The organism is Arsenicibacter sp. R0_47 (assembly GCF_057652235.1).
This window is the reverse complement of sequence record NZ_JBYFCJ010000003.1, coordinates 512,449-532,946: the sequence shown is the minus strand read 5'-3', so window position 1 is coordinate 532,946 and position 20,498 is coordinate 512,449. Positions and strand designations below refer to the sequence as shown.

General features: G+C 48.4%; 17 protein-coding genes and 1 tRNA gene. 3 read left to right on the top strand and 15 right to left on the bottom strand.

Annotation, left to right across the window (positions count from 1 at the left end; translation table 11 throughout):
* The 11 genes from AC23NW_RS08325 to smpB all read right to left on the bottom strand — a co-directional run bounded on the left by AC23NW_RS08325 (position 1) and on the right by smpB (position 13,373).
* Positions 1-1,119 (bottom strand): cytochrome c oxidase subunit II, encoded by a 1,119-nt coding sequence (locus tag AC23NW_RS08325; RefSeq protein ID WP_487448828.1) that lies wholly within the window; start codon positions 1,117-1,119, stop codon positions 1-3.
* 13 nt (positions 1,120-1,132) lie between these two features.
* Positions 1,133-2,443, bottom strand: a complete 1,311-nt coding sequence (locus tag AC23NW_RS08320; RefSeq protein ID WP_487448827.1) for a quinol:cytochrome C oxidoreductase — start codon at positions 2,441-2,443, stop codon at positions 1,133-1,135.
* A gap of 95 nt (positions 2,444-2,538) precedes the next feature.
* The gene (locus AC23NW_RS08315; protein WP_293834160.1) at positions 2,539-3,144 is read right to left on the bottom strand and encodes a c-type cytochrome; all 606 of its coding nucleotides are present in this window, start codon (positions 3,142-3,144) and stop codon (positions 2,539-2,541) included.
* Between the two features lie 15 nt (positions 3,145-3,159).
* Positions 3,160-3,696 carry a DUF3341 domain-containing protein gene (locus tag AC23NW_RS08310; RefSeq protein ID WP_293834161.1) on the bottom strand — a complete coding sequence of 179 codons (537 nt, stop codon included), beginning with the start codon at positions 3,694-3,696 and terminating at the stop codon, positions 3,160-3,162.
* Positions 3,697-3,720: 24 nt separating this feature from the next.
* On the bottom strand, positions 3,721-5,151 hold the full coding sequence (gene nrfD / locus AC23NW_RS08305; RefSeq protein ID WP_071503373.1) for an NrfD/PsrC family molybdoenzyme membrane anchor subunit: 1,431 nt from the start codon (positions 5,149-5,151) through the stop codon (positions 3,721-3,723).
* Positions 5,152-5,176: 25 nt separating this feature from the next.
* The gene (locus AC23NW_RS08300) at positions 5,177-8,287 is read right to left on the bottom strand and encodes a TAT-variant-translocated molybdopterin oxidoreductase (protein WP_293834162.1); all 3,111 of its coding nucleotides are present in this window, start codon (positions 8,285-8,287) and stop codon (positions 5,177-5,179) included.
* A gap of 55 nt (positions 8,288-8,342) precedes the next feature.
* On the bottom strand, positions 8,343-9,644 hold the full coding sequence (locus tag AC23NW_RS08295) for a cytochrome c3 family protein (RefSeq protein ID WP_293834163.1): 1,302 nt from the start codon (positions 9,642-9,644) through the stop codon (positions 8,343-8,345).
* A 325-nt stretch (positions 9,645-9,969) separates the two neighbouring features.
* Positions 9,970-10,040: transfer RNA gene (locus AC23NW_RS08290), tRNA-Cys, on the bottom strand.
* 195 nt (positions 10,041-10,235) lie between these two features.
* A complete protein-coding gene (gene rpsA, locus AC23NW_RS08285; RefSeq protein ID WP_487448823.1) occupies positions 10,236-12,020 on the bottom strand; it encodes a 30S ribosomal protein S1 in 1,785 nt (594 codons plus the stop codon).
* Positions 12,021-12,274: 254 nt separating this feature from the next.
* Positions 12,275-12,790: an HNH endonuclease gene (locus AC23NW_RS08280; RefSeq protein ID WP_293834165.1), complete on the bottom strand. Its 516-nt coding sequence runs from the start codon at positions 12,788-12,790 to the stop codon at positions 12,275-12,277.
* 121 nt (positions 12,791-12,911) lie between these two features.
* Positions 12,912-13,373 (bottom strand): SsrA-binding protein SmpB, encoded by a 462-nt coding sequence (gene smpB / locus AC23NW_RS08275; protein ID WP_487448822.1) that lies wholly within the window; start codon positions 13,371-13,373, stop codon positions 12,912-12,914.
* A gap of 196 nt (positions 13,374-13,569) precedes the next feature.
* Here smpB and AC23NW_RS08270 point away from each other — a divergent pair, with 196 nt between their 5' ends.
* On the top strand, positions 13,570-13,719 hold the full coding sequence (locus AC23NW_RS08270) for a hypothetical protein (RefSeq protein WP_487448821.1): 150 nt from the start codon (positions 13,570-13,572) through the stop codon (positions 13,717-13,719).
* A gap of 102 nt (positions 13,720-13,821) precedes the next feature.
* Here the strand turns inward: AC23NW_RS08270 and AC23NW_RS08265 are convergent, their stop codons facing one another.
* The 3 genes from AC23NW_RS08265 to AC23NW_RS08255 are packed head-to-tail and all read right to left on the bottom strand — an operon-like array spanning position 13,822 to position 17,316.
* Positions 13,822-14,424, bottom strand: coding sequence for an OmpH/Skp family outer membrane protein (locus AC23NW_RS08265; protein WP_293834167.1), 603 nt, complete (start codon positions 14,422-14,424; stop codon positions 13,822-13,824).
* 59 nt (positions 14,425-14,483) lie between these two features.
* The gene (locus tag AC23NW_RS08260) at positions 14,484-14,852 is read right to left on the bottom strand and encodes a hypothetical protein (RefSeq protein ID WP_487448819.1); all 369 of its coding nucleotides are present in this window, start codon (positions 14,850-14,852) and stop codon (positions 14,484-14,486) included.
* 7 nt (positions 14,853-14,859) lie between these two features.
* The gene (locus AC23NW_RS08255) at positions 14,860-17,316 is read right to left on the bottom strand and encodes a penicillin acylase family protein (protein ID WP_487448818.1); all 2,457 of its coding nucleotides are present in this window, start codon (positions 17,314-17,316) and stop codon (positions 14,860-14,862) included.
* A gap of 234 nt (positions 17,317-17,550) precedes the next feature.
* On the opposite strand from AC23NW_RS08255, the gene AC23NW_RS08250 reads away from it, so the two are divergent.
* Positions 17,551-18,399: a glycerophosphodiester phosphodiesterase family protein gene (locus AC23NW_RS08250; RefSeq protein ID WP_487448817.1), complete on the top strand. Its 849-nt coding sequence runs from the start codon at positions 17,551-17,553 to the stop codon at positions 18,397-18,399.
* A 3-nt stretch (positions 18,400-18,402) separates the two neighbouring features.
* The gene (locus AC23NW_RS08245; protein ID WP_487448816.1) at positions 18,403-19,935 is read left to right on the top strand and encodes a GH3 auxin-responsive promoter family protein; all 1,533 of its coding nucleotides are present in this window, start codon (positions 18,403-18,405) and stop codon (positions 19,933-19,935) included.
* On the opposite strand, the gene AC23NW_RS08240 is transcribed toward AC23NW_RS08245, so the two are convergent.
* Positions 19,936-20,424 carry a flavin reductase family protein gene (locus AC23NW_RS08240; RefSeq protein ID WP_487448815.1) on the bottom strand — a complete coding sequence of 163 codons (489 nt, stop codon included), beginning with the start codon at positions 20,422-20,424 and terminating at the stop codon, positions 19,936-19,938. It lies immediately after the preceding gene.
* Between the last annotated feature and the right edge of the window lie 74 nt (positions 20,425-20,498).

Sequence of the window (20,498 nt, the reverse complement as noted above, 5' to 3'; positions counted from 1 at the left end):
TTATCGAAGTGAAACACTGGCAGAGCTTGCGCCGCCTTGCTGAGTTGATGCTGTTGTGCTGTCTGAAGGTGCTGCGGTTTCGGTTGGCAGATACTTGGCAGCTTTCGCTTTCAGATTTGCCGGAATCCGTGAAGCGTATTCAGGATAAGACGTTAACAACGGCTTTTGCTCTGAACACCATTTTTTCCATGAAGCCTCATCTTCAACCACAATTTTAGCACGCATTGAGAAGTGGCCACGGCCACAAACTTCCGTACAGGCTAATTCGTAGTTAAAGTCAGGGTTGCCGGTAATGTTACGCATTTCTTCCGTTGTTTTATCTGCAACAAACCAGAAACGGGTTGGCATACCCGGAACAGCATCCATTTTCACACGCAGGTGCGGAATGAATACGCTGTGCAGTACGTCACGGGCACGGATTTTCAGCAGTACCGGTTTTCCTACCGGAATATGCAGCTCACCCTGCGAGTTAACAAAATCATCAAACGATGCTTCGTCGCTGAAATCAACGCCGACTTCGTTATTGCTGTCTGTCAACTTGTAGTTGTATGCACCCAGTTTGTTATCGTCAATACCAGGATAACGGGTAATCCAGTTAAACTGCTTGCCAACGATTTCGATTACCTGTGCATCCTGAGGAGCTTCCGACATGATATCCCGCCAAGCTCTCCAGCCTGTAAATACCATTACTGCCATTACCACCGCAGGAACAACCGTCCAGATAAGCTCCAGTTTGTGGTTTTCCGGATAGTAAGAAGCTCTTTTACCTTCGCGGTACTGGTATTTGTACGCAAAGAAAAACAAGAGGGCGTTCGTTACCACAAAAGCAGCCGTTACGATACCCATTGACACCCAGAACAGTGTATCTGTCCGGCGTCCGTGAATTGAACCGGCTTCAGGTAAAAAGTACTGTTTTGCACTCATGAATGATACAACGAAGCCGATCATTGCGAGTGCAAAAAATACCAAAAAGAGAGCGCCGTTAATACGGTTGCTCATGCCAATGCGGCCTTCTTCAACAGGGCCGTTGACATTCCGCACTACAGCCGCCATTCTGGATACCACCAGAGCAGCAAGGGCCAGAAATATTATAGATAATAAGCCTACAAGATAAACCATACAATTCGACAGGTTAAATATCGTGGTGTAATGCCTCTTCTAACATCGGGTGGTTTTTCGGAACCAGATTCGCCTTTGTCAGCTGAGTCGATAACGACCAGATGAAACCACAGGCAAAAATCAGGATCATCCCGAATTCAATCGGACCAAAACCACCGTGCTCTCCGACTGTACCAGGCATAATGTTATTGTAGAAGTCAAAATAGTGACCAACAATAATCCCCCAGGCAGCAATCTTCAGGAAGATGTTCGTACGCTTCGCATCTCTTGTCATTAAAACAAGGAATGGGAACGCAAAGTTTAAGAAAAGGTTCACCCAAAATGTTACCAGATACTTTTCACCGTAACCGCTGAAACGCTCACGGTAATAGATTGTTTCTTCAGGTAAGTTAGCGTAGTAAATCAGCATAAACTGAGCGAACCAGACGTACGTCCAGAAAATACTGAAGGCAAACATAAACTTACCGAGATCATGCAGGTGGCTCTGGTTAACCCATTTCAGATAACCTTGCTCTTTCAGCGTCACGACAGTTAATGTCATAACTGCCAGACCTGTTACGTGCCAGCTTGCCAGTGTATACCAGCCAAACATTGTTGAGAACCAGTGTGTGTCGATTGACATCACAAAATCCCAGGCAGAGGTCGATGATGTTACACCAAACACAACCAGGAATATCGTTCCGAACTTAATGCTTTTGTTATAGTACTCCGTCCCGCCATACAGATCTTCCTGTAGTGACAGGTTCCGCAGTACACGCCACAGACCATACCAGAGCCCAAAATAGGCCACCATCCGGATCAGATAGAAAGGCGTATTCAAAAAGCCTTTTTTACCATTAATGATCGGATCAAATTCAGGGCTGTTCGGATCATACAATCCTTCGTGCGTCCAGTGGAAGAGATCGTGACCGGCGATAAAGAATACGGCCAGCATGATCAAGCCTGTTACCGGAAGGAACGCCGGCATAGCTTCAGGAATCCGCTTGAAAGCAGATGACCAGCCAGCTTGTGCCAGGTAGTTGTATGATAAAAAGAACATACCGACAACAGAAATGCCGGTAAAGTAAACTGCATTAACCCAAACGTTTGCCCACAGACGGGTCGTCCATTTGTACTCATGGTGAGCAGCAGCATGCTCGTGACCGGCAGCAGCATGAGCCGCTCCATGATGAGCCTCATGACTACCGGCACCAGATGCCAGTAAGTATGCGCCAAGACCAACCAAAGCTACACCAGCAACAATACCAATGATTAATCGGCGTTTTGATTCTGCTGTAAACTCATACTGTTCGTCGAGCGATGGTATTGCGTGAACAGATGCCATTTTTAATGTATTAAGTAGTTTTAGATTTCAGGAACGATTGATTCGGGGCAGTTCAGCCGGTTTGACATCACTACCCCGAAACCTGAAATAATCTATTATCCTTCTTGTAATTTATGAACGTAGTGAACGATTTTCCAGCGCTCTTCAGGCGTCACCTGCGAGCCATGCGGCCACATCCGGCCTTTGCCGTTTGTGATCACGTGGAAGATGTGCCCGTCGTTCATTGTCTTATAGGCATCTGCGGAGTAACTTGGTACACCTTTGTACATCTTGCCTACTAAGCCATCTCCTTTTCCACCCTCACCATGACAGTGCTGGCAGTAACGTCCGTACAGAACCTTTCCTTCTTCCAGCGTTTTTTCATTCGATGGAACCGGATTTTTCAGTACACGCTCTGCAATGCTGATGCTGTCTGCAGGAATGTTATAAATCATTAGGTCTTTCACTGTGCTGTCGCCTGTACCAAACGAAGTATGGTAGTTCGGCCGTGCCACAGTACCCTTTGCCGGTAAGCGCATATTCAGACCATAAGCGTTGTATGGGTGCTCACGCGTCTGCTTATATGGCTCATAACCAACCGGTTCGTACATGTTCGGTGCGAATTCCGTACCCGTATCATCATGACCGCGTTTGCAGGAAGTTCCCATCACGACCACGCTCAGGATTGCCAGGGCTGATATGCTGATATGCTTGATAGCCATTGCCAATTTTGGTGATTAGAACTGTTTAACGTTTACTTCAGCTGCTCCTGAAGCTTTCAGAATTTGCCCGATCTTCTCTTCATCAAGTTTGTTTTTGCCCAGATCAATGGCCATTGCAAACTTGTTATCTGTTGTACGAAGATCGAACATCAGTGGCTTGACAGTGGGGCCAAGGCCATTGGATACAATGAATGTACCCACCATGCCAAGCGCACAGAACAAGACTGTCAACTCAAATATAATCGGGATATATACCGGAAATGAGTAGGAGTCTTTACCACCAACCACCATTGGCCAATCAAGCTTTTCAGTATACATCGTCAGCGCTAAGGCCGTTAATGTACCTGTCAGACCGAACATGAATGCGGCAATACCGATCCGTGTGCGGGGATGACCTAAGGCTACGTCCAGACCGTGAATAGGAAACGGTGAGTATACTTCATGAATACGTACACCGGCGTCCTTCACTTCTTTTACGGCCTTAAGTACTACATCGTCATCGTCAAAAATGCCGACTAAAAATTTACTAGCGCTACCGTGAGATTCTGCCATTGTCTTAACTACCGTTCAGTTTTGTTATTCAGCATCCTTGTTGAATGCTGGTTTGGTTACCCGCTCCCCTTTTGCTACGCCTGATACTGATTTAGGCAGTGTTTCAGACGATGACTTGATTACAGTCTTCACTTCAGCCATGTTTACAACCGGCAGGAATTTCGAGAACAGCAGGAAAAGCGTGAAGAAAAGACCGAACGAGAAAATATAGTCGCTGATATCGAACAGTGTCGGGTGGAACATCGCCCAGCTCGACGGCAGGTAATCACGGTGCAGTGACGTTACAATGATTACAAAACGTTCGAACCACATACCGATGTTTACAACAACTGACAGAACGAATGTCCAGACAACGCTCCGGCGGATTGCGCGCGACCAGAACAGCTGCGGCGAGATTACGTTACACGTCATCATCGCCCAGTATGCCCACCAGTAAGGACCGGTAGCACGGTTGATAAACGCGTAGCTTTCAAATTCAACCCCTGAATACCAGGCAATAAAGAACTCTGTCAGGTAAGCAACACCTACAATCGAACCAGTCAGGGTGATAACCTTGTTCATCGACTCGATGTGTTCGAATGTGATGTAATCTTCCAGCTTAAATACGACACGGATAATCAGCATCAGGTTCTGCACCATGGCAAAGCCTGAGAAGATCGCACCCGCAACGAAGTATGGAGGAAAGATGGTTGTGTGCCAGCCCGGAATAACAGAGGTAGCAAAGTCAAAGGATACAATAGTGTGTACTGACAATACCAGTGGTGTTGACAGACCCGCCAGGATCAGACTGATGTACTCGTAACGAGCCCATGTTTTTGCGGATCCGTTCCATCCTAATGAGAATGCACCGTAGATATACCGTGATACTTTGCTCTTCGCACGGTCACGGATGGTAGCCAGGTCAGGAACCAGACCAATATACCAGAACACAAGCGATACAGTAAAGTACGTACTGATGGCGAATACGTCCCAAACCAGTGGTGACTTGAAGTTTACCCACAGTGAACCAAAGGTGTTAGGCAGTGGTAATGCCCAAAGCGCCAGCCATGGACGGCCCATGTGCATCAGGATGAAACTCGCAGCACAGATAACGGCGAAGATTGTCATCGCTTCTGCAGCACGGTTTACGGCAGTCCGCCATTTCTGGCGGAAGAGCAATAAGATGGCAGAGATCAGTGTACCGGCGTGACCGATACCTACCCACCATACGAAGTTGGTGATATCCCAGGCCCAACCTACGGTTTTATTCAAACCCCAGACACCCAGACCTTCCCACCATGTCCAGAATACGCACGCGGCACCGTATATCAATACTATCACAGAGATAGTAAATGCAATGGTCCACTCGCGGGTCGGACGGCCTTCTACCTGTCTGCTCACATCCTCCGTTACGTCAGCGTAGGTTTTACCTCCTGTGACAAGCGGAGTTCTTACGGGTGAAGTGATATGCGACATAAATTTCTAATTTACGATATACGGTTTACGCGTGTTCTTCTTTTTTAGCCTCTTTCGCCTCTTTTTTAGGCTCAGCATCCTTATTCCGGATTTTAGTCAGATACGAAATCTGCGGCCGGACGTTGATCTCTTCCAGAACGTGGAAAGCACGACCCTGCTCTTCTGAAGCCAGAATCTTAGAAATGCTGCTTTCCGGATTGTTCATATCACCAAACGTAATGGCGTCTGTCGGACAAGCCTGCGCGCAAGCTGTCTGAACTTCATCAGGTAACAACCGGCGGCGTTCTTTCTTCGCTGTCAGTTTACCTTCCTGAATCCGTTGTACACAGAATGAACATTTTTCGATTACCCCGCGTGAACGAACTGTAACGTCAGGGTTGATAACCATTTTACCTAAATCGTTATTGAAGTGGTAATCGAAGTTATCGTTATCGAAATACTTGAACCAGTTAAAGCGACGTACTTTATAAGGACAGTTGTTCGCACAGTAACGTGTACCCACACAACGGTTGTACGTCATCTGGTTCAGACCTTCTGTACTGTGTGTTGTTGCCAATACAGGACATACCGTCTCACACGGAGCGTTTGTACAGTGTTGGCAAAGCATTGGCTGGAACGTAACTTCAGGATTTTCTGAAGCAACTTCAAGCGCCTGGAAACCGGCAATCATGCCCATGCTTTCAACATCCGCATCGCTGCTGTAATAGCGGTCGATACGCATCCAGTGCATTTCACGACGCATAATTACTTCGTCGCGGCCTACCACCTGAATGTTATTTTCAGCATTACAGCCGACAACACACGCACCGCAACCAATACATGAGTTCAGGTCAATAACCATACCCCATGAGTGGTTAGGCTTGCCATAGCCATGCCATAATGTGATGTTTGTTGCATCAGTAACGCCTTCAGACGTCACCACTTTTGGTTCGTGGCGGCCGGCTTTCGGGTTCTTTTTGTATTCACCCAGTACGGACTCCTGCAATACGGCATGGCGGCCCATTACCGTATCGTGCGTTTGTGTCTGAGCGATCTCGCGTTTACCGCTTGATTTTTCAACTTTTGCACTAACACCGGCAAATACAACATAACCGTTTGCTACTGATACCAGCGGGTAGACGCTCTTTCCAACGCCATTGGCTGCCTTACCGGCTTTTTCACGACCATAGCCAATTGCAACGGCAACTGTCTTGTCGGCCTGACCCGGCTGAACCAGAACAGGAACTTCAATAGCCGGCTTACCATCTACAGTTACGTTTACCAGATCACCCTGCTCCAGACCCAGCTCAGATGCCGTACGCTGTGAAATGGCAGCGTAGTTATCCCAGCAAGCCTTTGAGACCGGATCAGGTAATTCCTGTAACCAAGGGTTGTTAGCAGATGAGCCTGTACCTAAAGCAACTGTTTCGTAGATAGCCAGTTCGATACCGTCGTTAGCAGCTTTGTAGCGTGAAGCAACCGCAGAGGCAGCTGATGCGAGGCTGGCGGCATTGAAGGATGCACCCGTGGCGGCTACACCTTTAGCCGGTTCAAACACACCATCGTTCAGCGCTTTAACCCAGAATGATTCAAATGAACCACCACCGGCTTTAGGGAACATGTTTGTCCGCCAGAAACCTTTCAGGAAAGCAGCAAAATCACCTGACTTGCCGGCCCATGTCAATAAGCTTGACTCAAACTGGCGTGTCTTGAAGATATTTGTGATGGTTGGCTGCATCAGGCTGTAGAAGCCGGCTTTTGGTTCAGCATCGCCCCAGCTTTCCAGGAAATGAGGAGCCGGTGTGATGAACTTACACAGTGAAGCAGTTTCTTCAGCACGGTCAGCAAATGATACCGACAGCTGTACTTTTGGTAATGCCTGAGCCAGTTCAGCACCACGCGGGTGATCATAAACCGGGTTGGCACCAAAGAAAAGAACCGCCTGAACCTGACCTGCTTTTGCCGCATCAATAAATGCGTTCATCTGCACGTCATTTCCCTGACGGTAGTTAATTGGTGTATTGATGTCAATTGTTGTCCCGTAGCTGCCCAGCAGGCTGTTCAGCGCATTGACTACAATCTGAACGTTCGGATCATTTGAACCGGCAACAACCAGAGCCGAACCGCGTGCAGCGATCAGGTCTTCAGCAGCCTTGTCCAGATAACGAATGTCCACAGCCGGTGCACTGATTGGCGAGCCTCCCAGTTTTGCGGCTACTTTATTGTAGAGAGCGGCTGCTACCAGTCCTTCCTGCGAAGGCTTGTAGGTACCACGGTAGTCAGCATTTGAACCAGTCATTGACAGGATTGTCTCAAACTGATAATGACGTGACATCTCTTTTTTCGTAGCACTCAGCTTCCGCGTCTGCGCATACGGTTTTGCAAATTCAAGCGGAGCAACCCATGTACCGAGGAAATCAGCACCGATGCTTACGATTGTTTTTGCCTTACTGAAATCATAAGAAGGAATTACAGCCTTACCGAACGACGCCTGGTTTGCCTGTACGATACCGAACGCGGAGCTGGCATCATACATAATGTGCTGAGCTGTCGGGTATTTTGCGGCAAATTCAGCAACAACAGCTTTCGTCGAAGGGCTTAAAACAGTTGACGTAACAATGCGGATCGCACCGTTACGGCCAGCTACTGCGTTCAGTTGACTGATAATTTCACGGTCAACCGTTGCCCAGTCAGCGTCAGCTTCACCTTTTTTAGGTCCTTTCAGTTTGTCGATGTCATATAACGACAAAACCGACGCCTGCACCCGGGCAGTTGTACCGCCTTTTGTAATGCTCGACGCAGGGTTACCTTCAATTTTAATTGGCCGGCCTTCCCGCGTTTCTACCAGAATACTAGCATAATCACCACCTTCAACGTATGTTGAAGCGTAGTAATCAGAAATTGACGGGAATGTAAATTCCGGTTTGTTCAGATAAGGAATTGCCTTACGAACAGGAGCTTCACAGGCTGCGAGTGATACGGCAGCGATGCTAAAGCCCATTGCTTTCAGGAAGTCACGGCGTTGTGTGTTGGAGCCTCCCAGAAGATCGTCGGCCGAGTTTACATTCGAAAATTCGCTGTTTGCGTTTTTTACGAACGTTGCATCGTTACGAAGTTCTTCTACACCCTTCCAATACCGTTTAGATGTATTTTCCATGCGTGCTTTAATACGTCAGATTACCCTTTTCTTTGAGTCACCGAAGTGGTGGAAATTAATAGTGGCATTTTGAACACTCCAGACCACCAATGTTTGCCACTTTAAGCGGCTCTTTGCTTTCCTTACGGTGCAGGGCAACCAGCTTGTCGTAATAAGCGTTGTCTTTTGTGTTAACTTCAGTTTTGCGGTGGCAATCAATACACCAGCCCATGGTTAACGATGAGCGTTGTTCAACTACCTCCATTTTTTCAATCTCGCCGTGGCATGTCTGGCACTGGACATTACCAACATTGGCATGCTGTGCGTGATTGAAGTACGCCAGATCAGGCAGGTTGTGCACGCGGATCCATTCAATAGGACGGTTCTGCTCGATGGCTGCGTAGATTTTCTGAATTTCCGGCGATTCTTTTTTGATGACTCCGTGGCAGTTCATACAAATGTTTGCCGAAGGAATCGTTGCCGATTTACCGCGGTTTGCACCCGTGTGGCAGTAGTTACAGTCAATTTTGTATTGACCGGCGTGCAGCTTGTGCGAGTAAGCGATTGGCTGCTTAGGCGCATATCCCTGCTGAATACCGATACCATACAGACCGTCAAGCGTTGACTTAACAACCACAAACAGGAAAATCCAGATCACAATTGAACGGATAACCGGATTGTTGATGGTGTTAGTCAGGCCATCGCGTAAACGCTGCATGAACGGCGCTTCCGTTGTACCTTCACCACCGGCAGGCGCAACGGCCTTAGACAGGATCGATACAATGGCCAGCAACACACCCAGAACCAGCAGCATCACGACCAGCAGCGCGACCAGAACAAACGTAAAGAGGTTTGAAGGCGACGCTGATTCAGACGATGCAGCAGCAGCCTGTCCACCACCGGCCGGAGTAGCTGTTGTAGCAGCAGCAGCAGGTGCACTGGCAGAATCAATGTAATCAAGGATGCTTGTGATGTCAGAATCCGACAAGTTCGGGAAGCTCGACATCGCAATTTTGCTATACTTATTGTATACACCTACTGCATAAGCATCTCCGCTAGCCACCACGGCCTGCGAGTTGCGGATCCATTTTTTAAGCCAGTCTTCGCCAGGTGTACGCTGACGAACTCCTTTCAGACCAGGACCGACCACTACTTCATCAGAAGCAGCATGACATTGGGCACAGTTGTTAGTGAACAACGACTTCCCTTTTTCTACGTCTCCGCCACCGCCGGCGGGAGCCGAAGTAGCCGCAGCCGGATCTCCTCCGGCAGCCGAGTCCTGCGCCATTGCCTGACCACTACCAACCAGGATTGCCAGTGACAGAGCGAATGCTCCGCAAAACGTCGATAAGCGACTCATTGCAAATTGCTTATTCATTGACTGTTGATACATACTTTTTACCAACTTATTATTGGCACACAAAAGTAATGCAGGATTACTATTCAGTCAAAAAATGGTTTTTTTATTTTCCATACCACCTTTATTTATAACTTTTCTAAGCAACAGGCTGACAGGCAGCCTTCTGCCGCGTTTTTCTTACCGTTTATCCAATTTTTCTTTGTAAAAAATAAATTTTTCTACGATTAATTAATTCAACAATTCTATCATTATTTTAATCATATAAACATTTCTTATATTTCTGCTTAAACCGGTAAAAAATAAAAATCCCTGTACCGACTTACTGTCAGTACAGGGATGGTTGAGGTTCCGAGCGGATTCGAACCGCTGTAGAAGGTTTTGCAGACCTCTGCCTAGCCACTCGGCCACGGAACCTTTTTGTATGTCGCATCCGTCATCGCTGTCGAATGGGACTGCAAAACTAGAAGAAAATTGTTTTTTTCACAATATCCGCCCGAAAATATCGCAAAAAATAAAAGGGCCGGCCTTCGCGGCGTCAAGACAATGTCTGTTCGCCGATCAATCCGACCCTTTCTTTGCAACCTATACCCGAAGGCTACCGGTTACTACTTATTTTTTGCCTTCCAGCTGTTCTTTCAATGCAGCCAGTGCATCAAGATCACCTAATGTAGCACCACGTTCTGCCTGAGCAGGAGCTGCTTTCTCGGCTTTTGGCGCCTTAGGCTTCGCTTCTTTCTTAGGCTCGTCTTTTTCCTGCCATGTCTTCGTGTGAGACAGCATGATGCGTTTCTCTTCTTTCGAGAACTCAGTTACTTTGAAGTCAAGTGACTCACCAACTTCTGCCAGTGAACCGTCTTCTTTGCCGAGGTTTTTGATTGAGCAGAAACCTTCGATACCGTATGGCAGCTCCAGTGTAGCTACTTTATCGTTTTTGCTCAGGATAGTGCAACGGTGTGTTGATCCAACATAGAATACTGACTCAAATGTATCCCATGGGTTCTCTTCCAGCTGCTTGTGGCCCAACGCAAGACGACGGTTTTCAACGTCCAGTTCAAGAACGATCACTTCCAGTTCTTCACCAACTTTGATGAAGTCTGACGGATGCTTGATTTTCTTTGTCCATGACAGATCAGAAACGTGTACCAGACCATCGATACCTTCTTCCAGTTCAAGGAACAGGCCGAAGTTTGTCAGGTTACGTACAACACCCTTGTGCTTCGTACCAACGGCGTATTTAGCACGCAGTTCAGGACGAGTCCATGGATCTTCTGTCAGTTGTTTAATGCCCAGTGACATTTTACGCTCGGAACGGTCCAGTGTCAGGACAACAGCTTCAACTTCGTCACCCACTTTCAGGAATTCCTGTGGGTTACGCAGGTGCTGTGACCATGACATTTCAGAAACGTGGATCAAGCCTTCAACGCCCGGCATGATTTCCAGGAACGCACCGTAGTCAGCTACGTTAACGATCCGGCCCTTCACTTTCGAGCCAACCTGGATATCTTCAGCAAGTGCATCCCAAGGATGAGCCTGCAGTTGTTTCATACCTAATGAGATCCGCTTCTTGTCCTCATCGAAGTCAAGCACAACAACGTTCACACGCTGATCGAGGTGCAGTACTTCTGACGGGTGGTTGATACGGCCCCATGAAATATCAGTGATGTGCAACAGACCGTCGACACCGCCAAGGTCGATGAACACACCGAAGTTGGTCATGTTCTTGATAACGCCTTCCAGTACCTGACCTTTCTCAAGGTTGTTCAGGATCTGCGTACGCTGTGCTTCAAGGTCTTTCTCGATCAGTACTTTGTGCGATACAACCACGTTGTCGTTCGCATAGTTGATCTTAACGACCTTAACTTCCATTTTCTTACCAACGAAGACATCGAAGTCGCGGATTGGCTTCACGTCGATCTGCGAGCCTGGTAAGAATGCTTCGATACTGTAAATATCTACAATCAGACCACCCTTCGTCCGGCGCTTCACGAAACCATCGATAATGAGGTCTTCGTCCAGAGCCTTCTGAATTTTTTGCCATGCTGTGATCACCTTGGCTTTCTTACGAGACAGCACCAGCTGCCCGTTCGGGTCTTCCTGGTTTTCTACGTAAACTTCAACTTCGTCACCCATTTTCAGGTCCGGCAAATCCCGGAATTCTGAAGCAGGAACTAAACCGTCTGACTTGAAACCAATGTTCAGGATCACTTCACGATCTGTAATCCCTACCACGGTGCCCATAACAACTTCTTTCTCGTTTACCTGCGACAGTGTGTCGTTGTAAAGTTGTTCCATGCGGCTGCGTTCGTCAGCCGTATACCCGCTACCGAATCCTTTGTTATCTGCCCGGTCCCAGTCAAATTCTGGCAGATTGTCGCTTTTCTGCGTTTTGCTCATAAAAGTTTGGTTGCTTGACCCTCTTAGCTACATCAGACTGTGGGTCAAATGGCAGTCTGAATTTAAGTTTTACATCTTTGTAAAAAGGATTGCAAAGGTAAGCTTTTTTCGTAACAAAAAGTTCTTTTCGCACAAAAAGCGTTTGAGTTTCAGGAATAAATGGCCGGGGCTGCCAGCCGGCCGGATAAGTCATTAAGCTCATCCTTAGCCAGCTGGCAGCCCCGTGCTGCAACCGTGTGTATTTTTGTTACCCGTTAATCATACCGGCGTTCCCGTTTTGCAATAAACGGCATCCAGCTGGCATCGACAGCGCCCGAAAATTCGCGGAGGAAAAGCAGAAAGGATGGCTTAAACGGACGTTGCCGGATATTCAGATTGGCTTCTTCGGGTGTGTAGTCCCCTTTTTTAGAATTACAGCGCTTACAGGCTGTTGTCAGATTATCCCAGTTAGTTTTTCCTCCCCTCGATTTCGGCATCACGTGATCTAACGTCAGGTCTTCTGTTGTACCGCAGTACTGACACCGGTGCCCGTCCCGCTTAAATATATTCTGCCGGGTCAACATAACACCTTTATAAGGCAGGTGTACGTACCGGTGCAGACGGATTACGGTTGGCATCGGAAATTCAGCCTGAACCGTACGGAGCTTGAACTGATCAGATTCAGCAACGAGTTCGGCTTTATTCAGATAAACAAGCAAAAATGCTTTCGGAACGGAACAGATACTAAGCGCACTATAGTCTTGGTTCAAGATTAATACTTTCCTGCCCATATGTGGTTAAGACATTCTGTTTTTTAGCAATTTACAGAGTTATCCACATTTCCACAAGATGTTCTGCGCGTTAAATTATTTAATTGACCCACAGGCAGAATGTATTTTTTCCTTAACAAAGCTAGTAACGCTCCCGCTGCATACTGCGCTCTGCCTCACGTTCTTTGATGCTGTCGCGCTTATCGTAAAGCTTTTTCCCTTTCGCAAGCGCGATTTCCAGTTTGGCAAATCCCCGGTCCGATGTATAGAGCCGTACCGGTACAATTGTCAACCCCTGGTCCTTTAGTTTTTCGGTCAGTTTCCGGAGCTCCCGCCGGGTCAGCAACAGCTTGCGGTCTCGCAGGGGCTCATGGTTGTTGTAGGTACCTTCGGTATAGGCCGAAATACTCATCTGGCGGATAAACAGTTCCTCGCCCAGGAACAGGCAGTAAGCATCCTGTAAATTAACTTTCCCCTGCCGGATTGATTTAATTTCAGTACCAGTTAATACAAGGCCGGCCGTGTATGTATCAATAAAGTAATACTCAAAAGATGCTCTGCGATTTTTGATGTTTACTTCTTTTGCAATAGCTGCAGATGCCATATTGACTAATTAATGAGGATAAATACTATCTTATGTAAACGAAGAAAAACGGCGGAGGTTCGCAGGAAGCCGGAAATGTAGTAAATACAAAAAAAGACGCCCGGAGGATCGATGTGTGCGTTGTTGAAAACGGTACCAAAGTCACAGCCTCAAGACCTGATACAACATCGATACCTTCCGGGCGATATCTTTATCTATGAAGGAAAAAGCAGATAATTCTAAAAAAAATACAAGCAATAATTGTGCCTATCTAATTTTATCTGCTTATATCCCTGAAGAATACAATAGATTCAATGTTTTGCAAAGCATACCGGGAATCCATAAAACACCGGGCGGTATGTTTTGATTCTAACAAAAATAATACCATTTTTTGTCACTTCACAAAGCACTGCCTTTGATATACGTAAAGTAGTCCCAAACGGATTTCTTTGTTTCAAATTTAGCGAAATTATTTCTTCGCTGCCTCCTGAGTTGACTTGTATTCTTTATTCAATCCTTCAAGCACCTTTTTAGTTACATCATTAGGCGCATCAGCAAACAGAATCCCGCCGCCTTTTGTGTAACCCAGTACAAACTCGTACTTATTTTGCTTGTTGTATTTTTTCAGGTACTCAAAAATCTTGTTGTAGAGTTCTTCATTTTTTTTCTGCTCATCAACCGCCAGCTGCTGGGCTGCACGCTCACGGTACTGCAGTAATTCCTGTTGTTCCTTCTGGAGGGCGGCTTCGGTAGCGCGTGCCTGATCCATGGTCATAGTTTGTGCGCGCTGCTGAAAGAAAGCGGCTTTATTCTGCAGATTACGGCCTTTTGTATTCAGGTCATTATCTAATTGAAAACGCTTGCTTTCAAGCACTTTCTGGGTGTCTTTAAAGAAATCGTATCTGGTCAGCAGGGAGTCAACGTTGACGTAAACAATCGATTTACCTTTCGATTCGGTAGGTACAGCCGTTGCTGTTGTTTCTTGTGATGGGGTCCCTTTAAAATGCAGATAATACAGTACAGCGACGGCAACAGCCAGTACAATGTTAAGAATCAACGAAGCGTTCTTCACGAGATAATCAGTTAGTTATTATTAATTGTTTCTACAAAATTATCAAAATCATTGCCTAATTACGCCCTTTTACTTACGATTTGTTGCGAGGGCGCAATTGCCTGCCGGATATAGTAACCTGCCAGTCCGGCTAAACCGGCTGCCAGACCCGCCACAAACGGCACCAAAAGCAATATTCCTGCGGGTGAGGCACTTTTAAAGATCAGCTGGCTCATACGGCTTGTCATGATCCCTTCCGTCTGAAAGTGGATCAGCAACGCATACCCTGCCCATACCAGCGCCGCCCCGATGAACGCCTGCCCGAAAGACTGACCGGCCTTCTGCCCTAACCAGCTGCAGGTAGCTGCGGCCACCAGCGCCAGACTCCACCAGGGCAACAAGAGCTGGGCCAGAAAACTTAATACGGCGATAATCAGAATCAGTCGCATAATGAATTTATCGTTGTTGTAAGACTAACTTATAGGCTAACCGGGGATGCTTATCGGTGGCCTGCTGTAAATAAAGCAGTTCGTTCAGCTTGCCGTCGGCCCATGTCTGTATCATATTCTGGTATAACGGACTGCCGGGGTTACCGGACTGCCCGCCGGGATAAACCCCGTACGCTTTCGGCGACGGACCCAATGCCACAACCATCCGCCATGAAGGCCCGTGCTTTTCGGATGTAGCATTAACTACGGAAGCACCTCCCCCATTCTGAACACCAATGGCACTGAACGCATCCATGCCTGGAATCAGGTGACGGATTGAGGTGTTTTTATGCTTGCTCCACGCCCAGGCCGGACCCAATTCACCGTGTTTTTTCTGCAAGGAGTCACAAGCCGCCTGAAACGCCTGCGTGACAACATCGGTAATGGTTTCGCGCTGCGGTGTTTTCACATTATCAAACCAGCGTGCCTGCGGCTCCCGCTGCATAAGGGTAAGCGTCCGGTCGAAGCTTGGGTAGCGCATAGGCAGTGTATCGCCGGCGTCAAATTCATCTTTCCAGACGCTTTCCATCAGTTGCTCATACCATACGGTAAAGATACTGGCTCCGACTGCACCGGCATCGTTGTAGCGGTTCCACGCCTTGACGATCTCCAGCGCTTTCGTCTGCGGGCCACTCAGCCGCTTTGCCTCAACCAGCGGCATCCAAACCGGCAGGGCGTCAACCGCCCGCAGGTTCAGGTTATCGTTCTGAAGGCCACGCAGACTGTCGGCCGTAGCGCCCTGCATTGCCGTCAGCCGCTGGTTGATTCGCCGGCCACGCTCTGCGGGTGCAAACTGCCAGTTCAGGTAATACGGATACGACGGATCGGTTGAAAACTGATTGGCTGAGCTGACAAAGCCGCGCGGCGGATTTTTAACCCGCGGATTCTGTTCAGCCGGAATCCAGCCCTGCCAGTCATAGGCCGAACTTGTGCCGTCCAGAATAAACTTACCCTGATCCTTCCACTTGAGCGGAAAGCGGCCATTCGGGGAAATAGCGATGTTTTTACTGTTATCCGCAAAAACAAAGTTTTGGGCCGGCGCTGCATAATGGGCCAGTGCCTTTACATAATCATCGTAGTTTACCGCGCGGTTAAGCTGGTAGAAACACAACAGGTCATTAGCCGCTTCGTGCGCAATCCAGCGGGCGGCGTGCCCTACCGGGATATTCGGCCGGAATGGCTTCTGTGCACCCATATAGACCACAGGTCCATGATGTGTGTAGTACACGGTATCAACCACATCGGGCTTTCCTTTTACCTTAATGCGTTCAATACGCCGGGTCGTTTGTTTCCATTGTTTATCATGGAGGTAAACCGAGTGCTGATCATCCCTGAACTGAATCGTATAAAAATCCAGTACATCGGCCCCCACGTTAGTTACCCCCCAGGCAACCTGTTTATTGAAGCCGATGATTACACCCGGCGCTCCCGGCAACGACGCGCCGTAGACATTCAGCGTTGGTGTAATGAGCTGAATCTGATACCAGATCGACGGTAAACTCAGCGTCAGGTGGGGGTCATTGGCGAGAATGGGATAACCGGTTGCCGACTTTTCAGCACCCACCGCCCAGTTATTGCTGCCAATCGATGGATCATGGCGCAGCAACCCGGCACTGAATGTAGCGGCCGACATGCCGAGTAAACGCTGCTGCATCACAGAATCTTTTGGAGTGGCAGGTACCGGCAGCGGTTTGAAATCCCACTTCGTTCCCGGCGGAATAATCGGATCTTCGCGGGTCGGATAATCCGGAAACAGGTCGGCCACGACGCCGGCACCGTATTTTTTCAGCAGGTTAGTCATCCGCAGATCATCAGCACCCATTGCCAGTGTGCTTGTCATCTGCTTCAGCAGGTAGGCACACTTGATCGGTGTCCATGGCTCCGGAGCATAGCCCAGCAGTTTGTATTCCACCGGATAGGTTGCCGGTTTCAGCTGCTCAATCCAGGCATTGATTCCTGCGGTATAGGCCTCCACAATTTCTTTGGTTTTGGGATCAGCCAGCATGGTCTTTACCGCTTTTTCGGCACCAAAGCCCATGCCCATCCGCCGGTTGAACCGGTCGAGCTCCAGCGCCCGTTCGCCGACAATTTCCGACACACGGCCGGCGGCAGCATGTGTCTGAAACTCCATCTGCCACAGGCGGTCCCGCGCCGTTACAAACCCCTGCGCGAAATAAGCATCGTAATCATTTTGGGCAAATACGTGCGGCACACCCACATCGTCATACAACACAGTGACCGGCTGCCGCGTACCGCTGATCGTAAACTCCTTATCCGTAGTAGCAGTAGATTCAGCATTTTGCCAGAAGCCGGTGAACGGACTCAGTAAAGGGCCAAAAGCGGGAGTTGCCCCCCAGGGGCGGTTAAGGGCCACAATGATAACCAGCGCTGCTACACTGCTACCAATGGCTTTCAGGTTGTTCATAAAGCTAAGGGAATCGGGCCGCAAGTAAAATATTCTTTATTTAATAAAAAATAGTCTTTATTACCCTGATTACTTCTTTCCTTCAATTAATTTGCCCCGGCAATTCACAGAAACTTCATACGTGTTTGCAACAGGGCTTCTCCGATTTGTGTTATAGCAGGAGTTATACACCCATAAAGCCTGTCTATGCATCGGATTCTTTTAGTTGCCCTGTTTATACCGGTACTACACGTTATGGGACAACCTGCCGCAAATACGCCGGGTATACAGGGCCACCGGGGCTGCCGGGGCCTTATGCCCGAAAATACCCTTCCTGCGTTCCGGAAAGCATTAGATTTGGGGGTTACAACGCTTGAGTTAGATGTCGTCATCAGCAAGGACAGCCAGGTGGTTGTGTCGCATGAACCCTATGTCAATGCCGACTTTTCAACAGCACCTGACGGCACCCCCGTTTCGCGCAAAGACCAGAAGAATCTGAATATCTATCAGATGGCGTACAGCGATGTTAAACGGTACGATGTTGGTCTGCGGGGTAATGTCAATTATCCGGAGCAACAGAAAGTGGCGGCGTACAAACCGTTGCTCAGTGAGGTTTTCGAAACAATGGAAGCGTACCGAAAGGCCAATAACCTGCCTGAGTTTAGCTATAATATTGAGATTAAAAGCGAGCCGGACCAATACAATGTGTCTCAGCCCGCACCCGCTCCTTTTTCAGATTTAGTGCTGGCGGTTATTAAAGAACACATTTCTATCGACCGGATTACCATACAAAGTTTCGATTTTGCGGTATTAAAGCACTGGAAGCAGCAGATTGATGCCGGTAATTATCCGAAAACCAAACTTGCCGCGCTGGTAGCCGATTTAAAAAGTGTTGACTCCCATTTAAAAGATTTAGGATTTATACCCGATATTTATAGTCCATATTTCCGACTTTTGGGACAGGAAAAGGTAGATCGTATTCACCGGAAAGGGATGAAAGTAATTCCCTGGACGGTAAACAATACCGAAGAGATGCAGAAACTGAAAGGTTGGGGCGTCGACGGTATCATTACGGATTATCCCGATCGTGCAAAAGGATTGTAGCTTATGACACTGCTGAACACTACACTTAAATGGCTTCTTGAACGTCGGTTACCCCGCATCGAGGCGATGATGAAGCACCCCGGTGAGGTGCAGCAGCAGGTGTTTAACCAGCTCATCCGCCGTGGCCGGCGCACCCATTGGGGCAAGCTCCATCACTACGGCAGCATCCGGTCCGTTAAGGATTTTCAGACGCAGGTGCCCGTTTCTTCTTACGAAGACCTGTATCCGTATATCGAACGGACCATGAAAGGCGAGAACAATCTGCTCTGGCCTTCACCGATTCACTGGTTCTCCAAATCGTCGGGGACGACCAATGCCCGCAGTAAGTTTATTCCGGTTTCGCAGGATTCGCTGGACGATTGCCATTTCAAAGGTGGCAAGGATATGATGGCGCTTTACGTGGCCAACCGCCCCGACAGTAAAACCTTTGAAGGCAAAGGGCTATCCATTGGTGGCAGCCTCCACGAAAACCCCTTCAGCAAAAGCGGTGCGGCGGGCGACGTATCGGCAGTTGTCATGAAAAACCTGCCGTCCTGGGCACAATACATCCGTACACCGACCATCGACGTTGCCCTCATGGGCGAATGGGAGTCGAAAATCGAACGGATGGCCGAGGTGACAGCCCGTGAGAATGTGACGAGTATTCTGGGGGTACCAACGTGGACCCTCGTACTGCTCGACAAAATTCTGGCCAATACCGGCAAATCCAATATTCTGGAAGTATGGCCGAATTTTGAGGTGTTTATTCACGGCGCCGTCAACTTCCAGCCTTACCGCGAGCTGTTTACGCAGCATATCTTTCCGTCAGGCGATATTAAATACCTGGAAGTATACAATGCATCGGAAGGTTTTTTCGCGATTCAGGATGATGTACGCCGGATTGGTGAGATGCTGGTGATGCTCGACTATGGCATTTTCTATGAATTTGTCCCGATGGAAGAAGCCGACAGTCCGTTTCCGAAAGCGCTGACCATCGAAGAGGTTGAACTCCATAAAAACTACGCGCTGGTCATTTCCACCAATGGCGGTTTATGGCGTTATCGGGTGGGTGACACTGTCCGGTTTACGTCTCTGTATCCGCACCGGCTCAAAGTCAGCGGACGGACCAAGCATTTTATCAATGCCTTCGGCGAGGAAGTGATTGTCGAAAATGCCGAAGCGGCCATTACCAAAGCCAGCGAACTGACCGGAGCGGTTATTGCCGACTATACGGCAGGCCCCGTTTACATGGGCGGCAACCGGAATGGCCGCCATGAATGGATCATTGAGTTTTCGCAGCCACCGGCCGACCAGGCCTATTTCAACCGGATTCTCGACGAAACCTTACGCCTCGTTAACTCCGATTACGATGCCAAGCGGTATAACGACATGGTCTTACAGGCGCCGATCATTCATGCCGTGCCGCGCGGGACGTTCTACAACTGGATGGGGCAGCGCGGTAAGCTGGGCGGACAGCATAAGGTTCCCCGGCTGGCCAACTCACGCGAGTACCTGGACGATATTCTGCATTGTCTGGATCAGGACTACGTTGACTAACTACCCGCGAACCAGTCCTTTTTCCCGCAGAAAATTATTGGTCATCACCGGTTTATCCGGATGTAGTACCAACTGACCAACCACTTCGCACACGAAAAGAACATGATCGCCGGAGTCGATCTGTCCAATCACCCGGCATTGAGCATAGCCAACAGCTCCGGTCAGAAACGGACATCCGCGGTTATCCAGTGCATGCGGTAACCGGCTGAGCTTATCCTGCTCACGTCCGCTTTTCCGGCCCAGCCGGCCGATGAGATTCGTCTGGTCTTCTGCCAGCAGATTTACGTTGAAAATACCGCTGTCTTCTACCAGCGTTATGGTATAATCAATTTTGTACAGGGCAACAGTCAGGTGCGTGCCGCCCATAGCCGTCTGCATGACCCATGTGGCAATGTTTGCATTATACCGTGCCCCTGGTGTGCCGGCGCCGGCTAAGGTTGTAATGGAATGGACATCGTAATTTTTATATTTCAGTAGTTTTTTCGCCATCGGGACCTGTGTTGGAGTTCAAACGGGTTATCGTAGTTTTGCAGTGAACAAAGCGTTTCATCTCTCTGTTTAGA